A 13,173-nucleotide genomic window follows, 5' to 3' on the forward strand; every position below is an offset into this window, starting at 1 on the left:
GCCCGCTCGGCGCCCTGCCAAACCTGCTGCTTTCGTAGTCGACGTTTGAGGCGCCGCACCCGGGCAATCCAAGCGCTCGTGAGTGAGTGGGAATGTGTGATCGTCGGCGGCGGCGCCGCCGGACTCAGCGCTGCCCTGGTTCTCGGCCGGGCCCGCCGCCGGACGCTGGTGGTCGACGCCGACCGGCAGAGCAACCGTGCCGCCCAGACCATGGGGGGTGTCCTCGGTTTCGACCGGCGGCCGCCGGCCGAGCTGTACACCAAGGGGCGGGAGGAACTGGCCGCCTATCCGACCGTCCGCTACCGGAACACCGAGGTGCGCCGCGGGATGCCGGTCGACGGTGGGTACGCGCTCGATCTCGACGACGGGCAGACGGTCTACGGCCGCCGTGTCCTGCTCGCGACCGGAATGGATTACACGCCGCCGGACTTGCCGGGCGTGGCGGAGTTGTGGGGCGCATCGGTGTTCCAGTGCCCGTTCTGCCACGGCTGGGAGATGCGGGACAAACGTCTGGCCGCGCTGGCCTCGGGGGCGGAGGGCGTCCACGCGGCGCTGATGTTGCGCGGCTGGAGCGACGACGTCGTGCTGCTCACCGACGGCCCGGCGGACCTGGATCCCGCTGGTCTGCAGCTGTTGGCCCGGGCGAAGGTGCCGGTCGAGCAACGCCGGGTCGCCGAACTGCACCACTGCGGCGGCACGTTGTCGGCGATCGGATTCACCGACGGTGACCGGCTGGAACGCGACGGTCTGCTGGTGGAGGCGCCCTTGCGGCAGCGCTCCCCGCTGGCCGAGCAGCTGGGCGCTGCATGCACACCCAACCCGGACGCCGGCGTGCTGGCCATCGACGCGCTGCACCGCACCGAGGTCCCCCACGTATTCGCCGCCGGCGACCTGTGCGCCGAACAACCCCACCTCGCCGGGGCGATCGCGGCGGGCTCGCAGACCGCGATGATCGTCGTGCAGAGCCTGTTGGCCGACGAATTCGGCTTGCCGTACCCGCCCGACTGACGACCGCACACATCAGCGAGGACAATCACACCCAAGACGTAGGTCATGGTCATCACCGCGCTGGGAGGTGGACCGATGGACTGGCTCGCGGCAACGGAGTCATGGTGGGGTAGATTCGCCCTCACCCGAGGGATCGCCGCCATCTACCTGGTCGCCTTCCTGTGCGCGGCCCTGCAGTTCCGCGGCCTGCTCGGCAGCAACGGCATGACCCCGATCCCGAAGTTCCTGGCCCGCAGCTCCTTTCGTGCCAAGCCCAGCATCTTTCACTGGCACTACACGGACCGCTTCTTCGCCGCCGTGTGCTGGGCCGGGGCCGCGGTGTCGGCGGCACTGGTCCTCGGACTGGGCGACGCCGTGCCGCTGTGGGCGGCGATGCTGCTGTGGTTCGGGCTGTGGGTCGCCTATCTGTCCATCGTCAACGTCGGGCAGTGCTGGTACTCCTTCGGTTGGGAGTCACTGCTGCTGGAGGCCGGCTTCCTCGCGGTGTTCCTCGGCAACGACGAGACCGCACCCCCGCTGCTGGTGCTGTTGCTCGCCCGCTGGCTGCTGTTCCGTCTCGAGTTCGGCGCCGGGCTGATCAAGATCCGCGGCGATCGCTGCTGGCGCGACCTGACCTGCCTGTACTACCACCACGAGACCCAGCCGATGCCCGGGCCGCTGAGCTGGTTCTTCCACCGGTTGCCCAAACCCCTGCACCGCGTCGAGGTGCTCGGCAACCACATCACCCAGCTGATCGTCCCGTTCGGACTGTTCGCGCCGCAGCCGGTGGCCGGCATCGCGGCCACCATCATGATCGTGACGCAGCTGTGGCTGGTGGCCTCCGGTAACTTCGCCTGGCTCAACTGGCTGACCATCGTCCTGGCCTGCAGCGTTCTCGACGACACCATGTTCGCCGCGGTGCTGGGCGTGACGACCCCCGCGGACGCGCCGACCTCGGTGCCCACCTGGTTCGGGGTCCTCGTCCTCGGGTTCACCGCGCTGGTCCTGGTGCTGAGCTGGCGGCCCGCCCTCAACCTGTTCTCCCCGCACCAGCGGATGAACAGCACCTTCGATCCGCTGCACCTGGTCAACGCCTACGGCGCGTTCGGCAGCGTCGGCAAGACCCGCTACGAGGTGGTGATCGAAGGCACCGCCGACACGGTCATCTCGCCGCACACCGAATGGCGCGAATACGGATTCAAGGGCAAGCCCGGGGACCCCGCCCGGATGCCGCGGCAGTGGGCTCCCTATCACCTGCGCCTGGATTGGCTGATGTGGTTCGCGGCGCTGTCCTCGTCCTACGCCCGGCCCTGGATCGGCCAGCTGCTGAAGGGGTTGCTCTCGAACAACCGCGACATCGTGAAACTGTTGGGCCACAACCCGTTTCCCGATCAACCACCCACCCACGTGCGGGCGCTCCTGTACGAGTACCGGTTCACCACCGGGAAAGAACTGCTGGGCGACCGGGCGTGGTGGCACCGCGAACTCATCGGTGACTACCTGCCACCCGTCGACGCCGACCGGGTCCGCAGGTTCGTGTCCTGACAGCTGTGGGTATCCCGTGCCCGCGGCAGGGCCGCTGAGGGCGGGAGGAAGCGATGCTGGGCTGGCTCGATCGTGTGCAGCAGCGCAGCCGGGCGGCCGGCTTCGTCATCGCGGTCATCTACAAGTACGTCGACGACCAGTCCAACTACCTGGCCGCGCTGATCACCTACTACGCATTCGTCTCGTTGTTCCCGCTGTTGCTGCTGCTCACCACGGCGCTGGGGGTGCTACTGCGGGAACGGCCCGAGTGGCGTGAGCAGATCGTGGACTCCGCAATCAGCCAGCTGCCGTTGCTCGGCAACCAGCTCAGTGAGCCCAACGCGCTCAGCGGCGGCACGGCCGCGGTGGTGATCGGCATCGCCGGCGCGCTCTACGGCGGTCTCGGCGTCGGCACGGCGGTGCAGAACGCCATGGACACCGTGTGGGCGGTGCCCCGGTACGTACGGCCGGACCCGATCAAGGCCCGTCTGCGCAGCCTGATGTTGTTGATCGTGTTCGGGTCGGCGTTGATCGCCACGACCCTGCTCACCGCGATCGGGCGGAGTTGGGCCGCCCTCGGCATTGTCGGGACCGGAGCCGTCGTATTCGCCTCGCTGGTCCTCAACACCACGGTCTGCGTCGCCGTGTTCCGGGTGTCCACGGTGCGGGAGTTGAGCATCCGGCAGGTACTGCCCGGGGCGGTGGTCGCCGCGGTGTTGTGGCAGCTGCTGCAGTGGTTCGGCGCGACCTACGTCGCCCGCGTGGTCGCGTCGGCCAGTGTGACCAACAGCGTGTTCGCCATCGTGCTGGGTCTGCTCGCGTTCCTGTACCTGGTGGCCACCTCACTGTTGGTGTGCGCCCAGATCAACGCGGTGCGCGTGGACCGGCTGCACCCGCGGGCGCTGCTGACGCCGTTCACCGACAACGTCGACCTGACCGTCGCCGACCGCCGCGTATATACCGGACAGGCCGAAGCCCAGCAGGCCAAGGGATTTCAGCGGGTCGACGTCAGCTTCGACGAACCCGGCACCGCGAACGATCCGGGGGACAACGTTTGCCCCGGGCGCGGCGAGGGTACCGCCGAAGCTGACCGTGAGAGAGGGGAATCCGCGTGAGTGTCACCAGTCGTGCCCGGTCGATCACCCGCTTCGGGGTGAAGGTTCAGCGTCGGATCGTGATCGTGCAGGCCTTGGTGTGGCCCACGCTGATCGTGACCGGGGCGGCAGTCGGCACCGCGGCGGCCCTCGCCGTCAGGCACCGCCGAGACACGGCGCCCTGGTCCCCGGATGCTGTCCCGGACTGAGCACGCGGGGCACCGTCCACCGACGATGACCTGACCGGTGTCGGACGCCGACGCGGGCGATCAGGCGAGCATGTCCGAGCACGAGTCCTCATCGCCGAGCACGCCGGTACGGAACGCGTCGATCCGGGCGAAGCCGGCGGGTGCGGCCTTGCCGTTGACGTCACTGGCGGCGAGGCCGTTGGTGAGTAGCCCCGCGACCGCCTCGTCGAGGTCGCCCGCAGTCAACGCCACGGTGTTCCCGTCGGGGGTGCGCACCTCCCGTGCGAGCTTTCGGGTGGCGACTCCGGTGAGGCAGGCTGTGCGTAGGCCTGCCGTGGCGCCGTCGAGGGCCAGGCCGCGTGCATTCTGGAGCGACAACATCTGGCGTGAGATCAGCACGGAGTACGCGGTGTTGTCACCGGTCAGGCCCGCCGGGCCCGCGGACGCCGCGCCGAGTTTCTTCAGGCCGGCGAGGTCGACCGCGAGGGTGTTGGTGGCCGGGCAGAAGGAGACCGGCGGTGTCGCCCGCACTCCCGCGCACTTGGCCGCAACGGCGCTGTCGAAGACGAGCTTCGGTTCCTCGGATATCGCGAACAGGATATTCATCGCGGCGACAACCGATTTCACCGACTCCCGCGAGACCGGCCAGTTACCGGTCTGGCCGCGTTGCAGAGCAACCGGCAGGTCGCCGCGCCGCTGCCGGACCTCCTCGACGGTGATCTGGCGACATGTCGCCGGGCCGCCGGTGAAGCCGAACTGGAACGCCGACACCCGTTCGAAGGCCGAACCGTGTTCTCCACCGGCGGCCATCACGCGATCGCGGGTGAAGATCGGGTCGCGGAACGAGATCACGCTGGCGAGCAGGGCGTTGAGTCCGTTGCCGGTGGACAGCCTGAAGCGCTGTGAATCGCCCTCGGCCACCCAGCGCATATACGCGCCGGCGAAGCAGTCGGCCTGCTGCTCGGCCACCAACACCGGTGTGTTCGGTTGGTTCAGTTCGGCCTGGTACTGCACCGAATGGCCGTACTCGTGAGCGAGGACCATGCCGACGGACATCTCGCCGTAGGTTTTCTCCAGGGCGGGCAGTAACACGCCGCGGTCCCAGCCGATGGAATTGTCCGGCGGGCAGAACGCAGCATTGACCAGGCCGGCGGTGCTCTCCCCGCAGAACGTGATGGCGGAGCGGGTCTTCCTCGCATCCCAGGACAGCAGCTTGCGGACCGGCCGGAAAGGGGAGTCGAAGGTTTCGGCGAAGGCGCCGTTCCAATAGTCTTCGACGTCGCTGACGGCGGCCACCGCCAATCGGTCGATGGGTCCGTTGTCGGTGTTGGCGACGGCCCGCGACGGAATGCTCGCGCCCGGCCGCAGGCCCGACGGGCCGTCCGTGACCGGCATGCCGCCGACGGTGAACGGGTCGGCGTTTTCCGAGGTGGTCGCGGCGCAGGACATCGTGAGCACGGCCACCACCGCGACGGACGCGCGGGCGAGCCGTCCCGAGGAGGTGCGTCCACGGTCGTCGGCGCTGCGGAACCGGCCCCTTGCGGAGGTCGAGAAATGAACGTCGATGACCAGACATCCTTCCCCTAGCGCGGGCGTGCGACTCGAGAGCACGTTACCAGTGGCAGCCGCGCTACACCTCAAATACGGTGCGCAACAACGTCATGCGGCAACGCCGTGGCTTCCCGTCGGGTACCGGCCTGCGCCTTACCGTACTCCCGGCCAGCGCACACGAGATGTGGAATGGCGTTGTCGACGGCTTTTGCGAAGATGCCGGAACATGAGCGATCCGGCGGCGATCCGGACCGAGTGGCGGCAGATCATGAACCGGTACCTCCGCCGGCCGGCGGCACGGCAGAATCAGACCCGTGAGCAAAGTCGTCATCATCACCGGCGCCGGCAGCGGCATCGGCCGCGCGACCGCGCGAACACTTCTGGACGCGGGGCACCGGGTGGTCCTGGCGGGCCGGCGCCCCGAACAGCTGACCGAGACGGCGCACGGCGCGTCCGCCGCGCTGGTGGTGCCCACCGACGTCACCGATTCCGGCTCGGTGCGCGCGCTGTTCGAGCAGACCGTGTCGGCATTCGGCCGGGTCGATGTGCTGTTCAACAATGCCGGCACCTTCGGTCCGTCGGCCTCGATCGCCGATATCGACGACGAACAGTGGCACGCCGTCTGGCGCACCAACGTCGACGGCGCGGTGTTCTGCGCACGCGAGGCCGCGCGCATCATGACCGCCCAGTCCCCGCGCGGCGGACGGATCATCAACAATGGATCGATCGCCGCGCACCGTCCGCGCCCCAACAGCCTGGCCTACGCGGTGACCAAGCACGCGATCAGCGGACTGACCGCCTCGATGCTGCTCGACCTGCGCGACCTGGATATCTGCGTCACGCAGATCGACATCGGCAATGCCGCCACCGAGATGACCGGCGGCTTCACCGAGGCGAGCTTCGATGTCAAACACGTCGGGGAGATGATCTCGCACATCATCGATCTGCCGCTCGACGTCGACGTGCCCACGTTGACCGTGATGGCGCGCCGGATGCCCTATGTCGGGCGGGGTTGAGATGAGCGCACCGCGCTATGTCGTGAACTGCTCGATCCTGCTCACCGAACTGCCGCTGCTGCGCCGTCCGCAGGCGGCCCGCGACGCCGGTTTCGGCGCGGTCGAGTTCTGGTGGCCTTTCGAGCGCGCCGTCCCGGCCGACAGCGAGGTCGAGGCGTTCATCGGTGCGGTGACCGACGCCGGTGTGGCGTTGAGCGCGCTGAACTTCGCCGGCGGCGACATGGCGGCGGGGGAGCGCGGACTGTTGTCCCTCCCGGCCCGCCGCCAGGAGCTGCGTGACAACGTCGACGTCGCGTTCGGTATCGCAGATCGGTTGGGTACCAAGGCCTTCAATGCGCTCTACGGCAACCGGCTCGGCGATGTCCCGGCGTCCGAGCAGGATACGGTCGCGGCCGAGAATCTTGAGCACATCGGGCGACTGGCCGAGCGGGCCGGTGCGGTGATCCTGGTGGAGCCGCTCAGCGGGGTGGATGCCTACCCGTTGCGGACCGCCCGCGACGTCATCTCGGTGATCGAGCGGGTGAGCGGTGTGACGTCGCTGCGATTGCTGGCCGACCTGTATCACCTGAGCGTGAACGGCGACGACATCAGCGCAGTCATCGACGAGTACGGCGATCGGATCGGGCACGTGCAGATCGCCGACGCGCCCGGCCGGGGTGCCCCGGGCACCGGCACCGTGGATTTCGGCCGCCACCTCGCGGACCTGCATCGGCGCGGTTACCGCGGCAATGTCAGCCTGGAATACCGGGATGACGGCGCGGACCCGTTCGGATGGCTGCCGCGAGCGCAGCGCGGCGCGGACCTGTGGGAGCAGGCCGGGAAATGAATCAGAGCCGGGGCCCGTTGGGGCCACCGGCTCTGGTCTGCGCGATCGTCGAGATCAAAATCAGCGAGCGGAGTCCTGGAACTCGTAGCGCTGAGCCACCGCGATCAGTTCTTCACGAACCGTCGAGTCGGGCATGGCGTTGATCCGCGCGTAGAGGCGACGCCGATTGTTGGCGCGCTTCATGTTGTCGCGAAACTGCGCGAAAGACATTCTTCTCACTCCTTGAGTGCCCTGGATCACAGGGCATTTGGTTGGTCTCACTGGTCGTCAAGCGGGGGTCACCCGACTTGATCAACACCCAATGCTCCGTGTTAATTCTGGGTAAAGCAACTTAATCGGTGTGAGTTTGGATACAACAGAAGCCCATTCGCGGCGTATGGAGTGCGCCGCGTCACACCGAGCGCAGCGTCAGCAGTGTGATCTCACTGGGGGCGAACACCCGAAAAGGCGGTCCCCAGAACCCCGTTCCGCGGCTGGTGTACAGCTGGGTGCGCGCACCGTGGCGGCTCAGCCCTTGCACCGCAGGCTGATCGAGGCGGACCAGCACGTTGAACGGCCAGATCTGCCCGCCGTGGGTGTGCCCGGAGATCTGCAGATCCACCCCCGCGGCCACCGCCTGCGGAATCTGCTTGGGCTGATGGGCGAGCAGCAGCACCGGCAGCGCCGGGTCGGCGCCCGCCAATGCGGTGGCCAGATCCTCGCCGTGCCCGTGCACTCCGGAACCCTGTGCGGTCGCGTCGTCGACACCGGCGATGACCAACCGGTCCCCGCCCCGCTCGATCACCAGGTGCCGGTTGTGCAGCGCCGACCAGCCGATGCTCTCCATGTAGTCCAGCCAGCCCTGCGCCTCGTTGAAATATTCGTGGTTGCCCGTCACGTAGACCCGCGCCGCGCTCGCCCGCACCGACGCCAGCGGGCTCGCCTGATTGCGGCGCCGCTGGACCGTTCCGTCGGCGATGTCACCCACGTGGCAGACCACGTCGGCATCGAGGTCGTTGACCCGGGCCACCATGTCCGCCGACCACTGCGCGCGGTCCAGCGGTCCGTAGTGGGTATCGGTGATCATCGCGACCCGTAGACCATCCAGCCCGCGGCCCAGCCGGGGGATCTGCACCTCGATCGGCCGCACCCGCGGCACCCGCATCGCCTCGACGTAGCCCCAGACCAGCAGCGCGGCCGAGACCACGAGCACCGCCGCGGCGATCACGCGGGACCGCACCGGGTCCTCGACGCCGGCGGCCAGCAGCACCAGGTGCGCCACATTGCCCAGCACCGACCAGACGAAGAGCACCCACATCACGCCGAGCAGCGCGTCACCCACGGCCGCGGGCAGATCACGATGGCGCCCGTGCCCGGTGAACAGCAGCGTCGGCAGGGCGATCAGCGCCGCGACGAACAGCGCGGTGCCCCCGACCACCACAGCGGTCGGCCAAGCCGCGCCGGCGATCAGCAGCGTCCACCACGGCACGCCGAACAACAGGGCCAGCACGGCGGTCACGACGACGGTGCGGCGCCACCGGCCACCGCGGGGCGGATGCGCAGCTTCTTCGACGATCTCGGCCGGGTTGTCGGTCATCCCTCGACGGTACCGACGGTCGAGCGGTCAGCCGGGCAGCGTTTCCCCGCCGATCGGCGCCAGCACCTCGCCGCTGTAGTAGGAGGACAGCCGGCCGGCGGCGAAGAACACGTAGGAGGGGGCGATCTCGTCGGGTTGGGCCGCACGGCCCATCGGGGCCTGTTCCCCGAAGCTCGCGGTCTTCTCCGCATCCATCGTCGCGGGGATCAGCGGCGTCCAAACAGGACCGGGTGCAACACAATTGACGCGGATACCGCGATCGCGCAGGGCCTGGGACAGCGAGTACGTCAATGCGATGACGGCGCCCTTGGTCGCCGAGTAGTCGATCAATGTCTTGTTGCCGCGTAATCCGTTGATGGAGGCGGTGTCCTCGACGGGGGACTGGTAGGCCACGTTGTTCACCAGGATGTCGAGGCCGCCCAACGCCGCGACGGTGTCGGTGACCACCTGTCGGCAATGTGCCGGATCTGCCAGGTCGCCGGGCAGCGCGACACCTCGGCGTCCCTCGGCCTCGATCAGGCCGACGGTGTGCTCGGCGTCGTCGGTCTCGTCGAGGTAGGCGATCGCCACGTCGGCGCCCTCCTTGGCGAAGGCCGCCGCCACCGCCCGGCCGATGCCGGAGTCACCGCCGGTGATCAGCGCACGTTTCCCGGCCAACAGGTCACGGCCGACGTAGTCGGCCATCTCATCGCGGGGCTGAGGGTCCATCTCGTCGGTGTGCCCCGGGTAGGGGATGGTGCCGTGCGGTGCGGGATCGGATGAGTCGGTGGCAATGGGCCGTTTCATACCCACGGCGCTGCGGGAGCAATCGCGGATGAAATATCGGAACGGCCCCGGGAGGACACACCGGGGCCGTTCCGTGGGGATGGAGCTTCCCGCTCCGTAAAGATCTGGGATTCGTGTGCTGCGGGTGAATCGCGCTCGACGAATGGGTTTCGCACTCAACTGTGGGTCCCGCCGCAAGGGCGAGACCCACAGATGAGGTGTCGGGACTACTTGGCGTTCTCGGCCGTCTCCTGGCGGGCCTCGGCGGCACCTGCTGCCGCTCGGGCGGCCTCGGCCTCGGCTTCCTTCTTCGCCACATCACGCTGGGCGTCGGCCTTGTCCTGCTGGGCCTTGCCCTCTTCCTTCAGGGAGTCGTTGTCGGTGACGATCCCCGCCACTTCCTTGACCTTGCCCTTGACGTCTTCGACCACACCGCTCACGGCATTCTCGGGTCCAGTGTCAGCCATCATGGTTCCTCTCGGTCGATGTTGATCGCTGGCAGGGGATTACCCACAAGATCAGTCGACCAGTCTCCGGAGTGACATAGATCACCATCGGTGTTCAGACCTCCATCCGGGAGCCCACCAGGATGGTCCGGTCCTGCGGCAGGTTGAAGTACCCGGCGGCGTCGGCGGTGAGCAACGATGTCGCGACGAAGAGCCTTTTCCGCCACCCCACCATGTCGGTGTTGTCCCCGGGCACCAGTTCCAGGTGGGACAGGAAGAACGACGCCCGGTCCAGATCGATACCGCCCTCGGTGATTTCGGCGGGCAGCATGTGCAGGGCCGCGGGGACGTCGGGCCGTTCCATGTAGCCGGCGTGGACGAGCACGTGCACGATGCCGTCATCGCGGTAGCCCAGCGCATCCACGGCGATGCGCTCCTCATCGGAAAGGCGCGGCACCGGCAGTGTTTCCACCGACACGATGATCACGTGCTCGTGCAGCACATGGTTGTGCTCGACGTTGGCGCGCATGGCCAGTGGGGTGGTGTCATCGTGGCGGTTGAGGAAGATCGCGGTCCCGGGCACCCGGGTCAGCGCCGGCCGCCGGGTGGCCAGCTCGGCGATGAACGGCCGCAGCGGGCCCTCGATCTCGCGCCGGGCATCGGTCACCAGATGCCGGCCGCGCTGCCAGGTGGTCATCACGGTGAACATGAAGATGGCGATCACCAGCGGCAGCCAGGCGCCGTGTACCAGCTTGGTCAGGTTGGCGGCGAGGAACATCAGGTCGACCGTCAACAGCAGCCCGCCTCCGGAGAGCAGCAACCACAGCGGCCACTTCCATTGCTGGCGTGCGTAATACAGGAACAACAGGGTGGTGATGGTGATGGTGCCGCTGACGGCCATGCCGAATGCGTACGCCAGGGCCGCGGAGGTCTCGAATGCGAAGACCAGCGTCAACACCGCCACCATCAGCACCCAGTTGATCCACGGCACATAGATCTGGCCGATCGCGCGGGCGGAGGTATGCGTGATCCGCAGCCGCGGCAGGTAACCCAGTTGGACGGCCTGGGACACCACCGAGAAGGCCCCGGTGATCACCGCCTGGGACGCGATCACGGTGGCCGCCGTCGCCAGCAGCACCAACGGCAATCGAGCCCACTGGGGGGCCAGCAGGAAAAACGGGGCGGTGTGGGTGTTCTCGTCGAGCAGGAGCAGCGCGCCCTGCCCGAAATAGCTCAGCGTGCAGGCCGGCAGCACCAGACCCAGCCAGCCGACCACGATGGCACGTCGGCCGAAATGGCCCATATCGGCGTAGAGCGCCTCGGCGCCGGTGACCGCCAGCACGATCGCGGCCAGCGCGAAGAACGCGATATGAAAGTGCCCGGCCATGAACGAGATCGCGTGCGTGGGGGACAGCGCGGCGAGAATGCCCGGGTTGGAGGCGATCCCGCCGACCCCGCACGCCCCGATCGCGAGGAACCACAGAATCATCACCGGCCCGAAGAACCGGCCGACGACGGCGGTGCCCTGCCGTTGCACACAGAACAGCGCCACGATGATCACCGCGGTGATGGGCACCACCCAGTCCGCGAGATCCGGCTCCAGGGTCTTGAGTCCTTCGACGGCCGACAGCACCGAGATCGCCGGGGTGATCATGGAATCGCCGAAGAACAGTGCCGCGCCGAAGAGCCCGAGGAAGCCCAGCATGATGGACGTGCGGTGGCCGCGGGTGGCGGCCCCGCGCCGCAGCAGGGTGATCAGCGCCATGATGCCACCCTCGCCGTGGTTGTCCGCGCGCATCACCAGCACGACGTAGGTGAGGGTGACGATCACCATGACCGACCAGAAGATCAGCGACACGACGCCGTACAGGTTGGCCTCGGTCAGCGGCACCGGGTGCGGATCGGCGGGGTTGAAGACGGTCTGCAGCGTGTAGATCGGGCTGGTGCCGATATCGCCGAACACCACGCCCAGGGCGCCGACGATGATCGCCAGGCGCAGCGGCCGAACGGTGTGCGGTGCCTGGACCGGTTTGTCTTCGAGCATGCCCCCAATCATGGGGTGCCGCCGCTGATCGCCGGCGGTTTCGCGGTGATCGGTTGCTACCCGTGGGTGTCCAGCGCCGGGTGCAGAGCCACCTCCTGGGTCTTCACCACGAAGAACACGGTCTGGCCGATCTGCAGGTCGAGATCGGCCAGTGCCGCCGCGGTGATGTCGGCGGCCAGACCGGCCGACCCGTCGGGCTGCTCGGTGCCGCGTACCCGGACGGTGCTGCCGTGCATGTCCACCTCGGCGATCTGCACGGCGAGGACATTGCGCGGGCTCGCGTGCGGGGGCGTCAGATGCACTGCGACCGCGGCGGGCCGGAACAGCGCCACCGCCCCGTCGCCGGGTGCCACGGTCGAGATACCGGAAATCTCTGTGCCCCAAGCCGTCCGAAGCGTGCCCTGGGCGCCGAGCACACCCGGCACCAGGTTGACACCGGCGATCCGGGCGGCGAAGTCGCTGCGCGGAGTGCTGAGCACCTCGCGCACCGGCCCGCTCTCCACCACCCGGCCGCGGTCGATGACGACCACCTGGTCGGCGACGGTCAGCGCGTCGAGCAGATCGTGGGTGACGACGATCGCGGTGCGGCCGGCAGTGCGCAGGACGTCGCGCATCAGGCGGCGCATCGCCGGGGCGGCGGTGACATCGAGGGCGGCCAGTGGCTCGTCGAGCAGCAGCAGACGCGGTTCGGCGGCCAGCGCCCGGGCCAGGGCGACCCGCTGCGCCTGCCCGCCGGAGAGCTGGGCGGGTTTGCGATCGGCCAGGTCGCCGGCGTCGACCGCGTCGAGCCAGTGCCGCGCCGACGCGTTGGCGGCCCGCCGCGGCATTCCCCGGCACCGTGGTGCGTAGCCGACATTGGCCAGCACGCTCAGGTGCGGGAACAGCATCGCCTGTTGCGAGAGCATCGCCACGCCCCGGGCGTGGGTGGGCAGGAAGGTGCCGGTGGCGGTGTCGGTGAGCACGGTGTCATCCACGGCGATGCGTCCGGCGTCGGGCCGCAGCAGGCCGGCGATCAACTGCAGCAACGTCGACTTGCCGGCCCCGTTCGGCCCGAGCACGGCGAGCACCTCACCGTGGGCGAGCGTCACCTCCAGCTCGACACCGCGCTGCTCCAGCCGGGCCTGCACAGCGACACCACTCACTTGAGCCGGATCGT

The 13,173-nt window shown here is 68.5% G+C and carries 13 protein-coding genes; 6 read left to right on the top strand and 7 right to left on the bottom strand.

All coding sequences use genetic code 11. The features are described from left to right. The first annotated feature begins 78 nt into the window (after nt 1–78). From K0O62_RS08700 to K0O62_RS08715, 4 genes are all read left to right on the top strand, one after another. On the top strand, nt 79–1,008 hold the full coding sequence (locus K0O62_RS08700) for an NAD(P)/FAD-dependent oxidoreductase (protein WP_073859157.1): 930 nt from the start codon (nt 79–81) through the stop codon (nt 1,006–1,008). A 75-nt stretch (nt 1,009–1,083) separates the two neighbouring features. Further along, the gene (locus K0O62_RS08705; RefSeq protein WP_073859227.1) at nt 1,084–2,532 is read left to right on the top strand and encodes a lipase maturation factor family protein; all 1,449 of its coding nucleotides are present in this window, start codon (nt 1,084–1,086) and stop codon (nt 2,530–2,532) included. Nucleotides 2,533–2,585: 53 nt separating this feature from the next. Beyond that, entirely contained in the window at nt 2,586–3,626 is a 1,041-nt protein-coding gene (locus K0O62_RS08710; RefSeq protein WP_079244659.1) for a YihY/virulence factor BrkB family protein, read from the top strand. Continuing rightward, nucleotides 3,623–3,814 carry a hypothetical protein gene (locus K0O62_RS08715; protein ID WP_073859158.1) on the top strand — a complete coding sequence of 64 codons (192 nt, stop codon included), beginning with the start codon at nt 3,623–3,625 and terminating at the stop codon, nt 3,812–3,814. The genes K0O62_RS08710 and K0O62_RS08715 overlap by 4 nt, the downstream gene beginning before the upstream one ends. Nucleotides 3,815–3,874: 60 nt before the next feature. Here K0O62_RS08715 and K0O62_RS08720 read toward each other — a convergent pair whose 3' ends face one another. Then, a complete protein-coding gene (locus K0O62_RS08720; RefSeq protein ID WP_083603734.1) occupies nt 3,875–5,242 on the bottom strand; it encodes a neutral zinc metallopeptidase in 1,368 nt (455 codons plus the stop codon). 407 nt (nt 5,243–5,649) lie between these two features. Here K0O62_RS08720 and K0O62_RS08725 point away from each other — a divergent pair, with 407 nt between their 5' ends. After that, nucleotides 5,650–6,360: an SDR family oxidoreductase gene (locus K0O62_RS08725; RefSeq protein ID WP_073859159.1), complete on the top strand. Its 711-nt coding sequence runs from the start codon at nt 5,650–5,652 to the stop codon at nt 6,358–6,360. A 1-nt stretch (nt 6,361) separates the two neighbouring features. Next, nucleotides 6,362–7,186, top strand: a complete 825-nt coding sequence (locus tag K0O62_RS08730) for a hydroxypyruvate isomerase family protein (RefSeq protein WP_073859160.1) — start codon at nt 6,362–6,364, stop codon at nt 7,184–7,186. 60 nt (nt 7,187–7,246) lie between these two features. Here K0O62_RS08730 and K0O62_RS08735 read toward each other — a convergent pair whose 3' ends face one another. From K0O62_RS08735 to K0O62_RS08760, 6 genes are all read right to left on the bottom strand, one after another. After that, on the bottom strand, nt 7,247–7,396 hold the full coding sequence (locus K0O62_RS08735; RefSeq protein ID WP_097933566.1) for a hypothetical protein: 150 nt from the start codon (nt 7,394–7,396) through the stop codon (nt 7,247–7,249). A 181-nt stretch (nt 7,397–7,577) separates the two neighbouring features. Next, complete coding sequence (locus K0O62_RS08740; RefSeq protein WP_073859161.1) at nt 7,578–8,762, bottom strand: metallophosphoesterase; 1,185 nt, start codon at nt 8,760–8,762, stop codon at nt 7,578–7,580. Nucleotides 8,763–8,789: 27 nt separating this feature from the next. Continuing rightward, entirely contained in the window at nt 8,790–9,548 is a 759-nt protein-coding gene (locus tag K0O62_RS08745; RefSeq protein ID WP_073859229.1) for an SDR family oxidoreductase, read from the bottom strand. A gap of 206 nt (nt 9,549–9,754) precedes the next feature. Next, a complete protein-coding gene (mbp1, locus tag K0O62_RS08750; RefSeq protein ID WP_073859230.1) occupies nt 9,755–9,994 on the bottom strand; it encodes a microaggregate-binding protein 1 in 240 nt (79 codons plus the stop codon). Between the two features lie 94 nt (nt 9,995–10,088). Then, on the bottom strand, nt 10,089–12,017 hold the full coding sequence (locus K0O62_RS08755) for a potassium transporter Kup (protein ID WP_073859162.1): 1,929 nt from the start codon (nt 12,015–12,017) through the stop codon (nt 10,089–10,091). Between the two features lie 56 nt (nt 12,018–12,073). After that, nucleotides 12,074–13,159: a sulfate/molybdate ABC transporter ATP-binding protein gene (locus K0O62_RS08760; protein ID WP_073859163.1), complete on the bottom strand. Its 1,086-nt coding sequence runs from the start codon at nt 13,157–13,159 to the stop codon at nt 12,074–12,076. Nucleotides 13,160–13,173 lie beyond the last annotated feature (14 nt).

It is taken from the genome of Mycolicibacterium diernhoferi, assembly GCF_019456655.1.
GTDB lineage: Bacteria > Actinomycetota > Actinomycetes > Mycobacteriales > Mycobacteriaceae > Mycobacterium > Mycobacterium diernhoferi.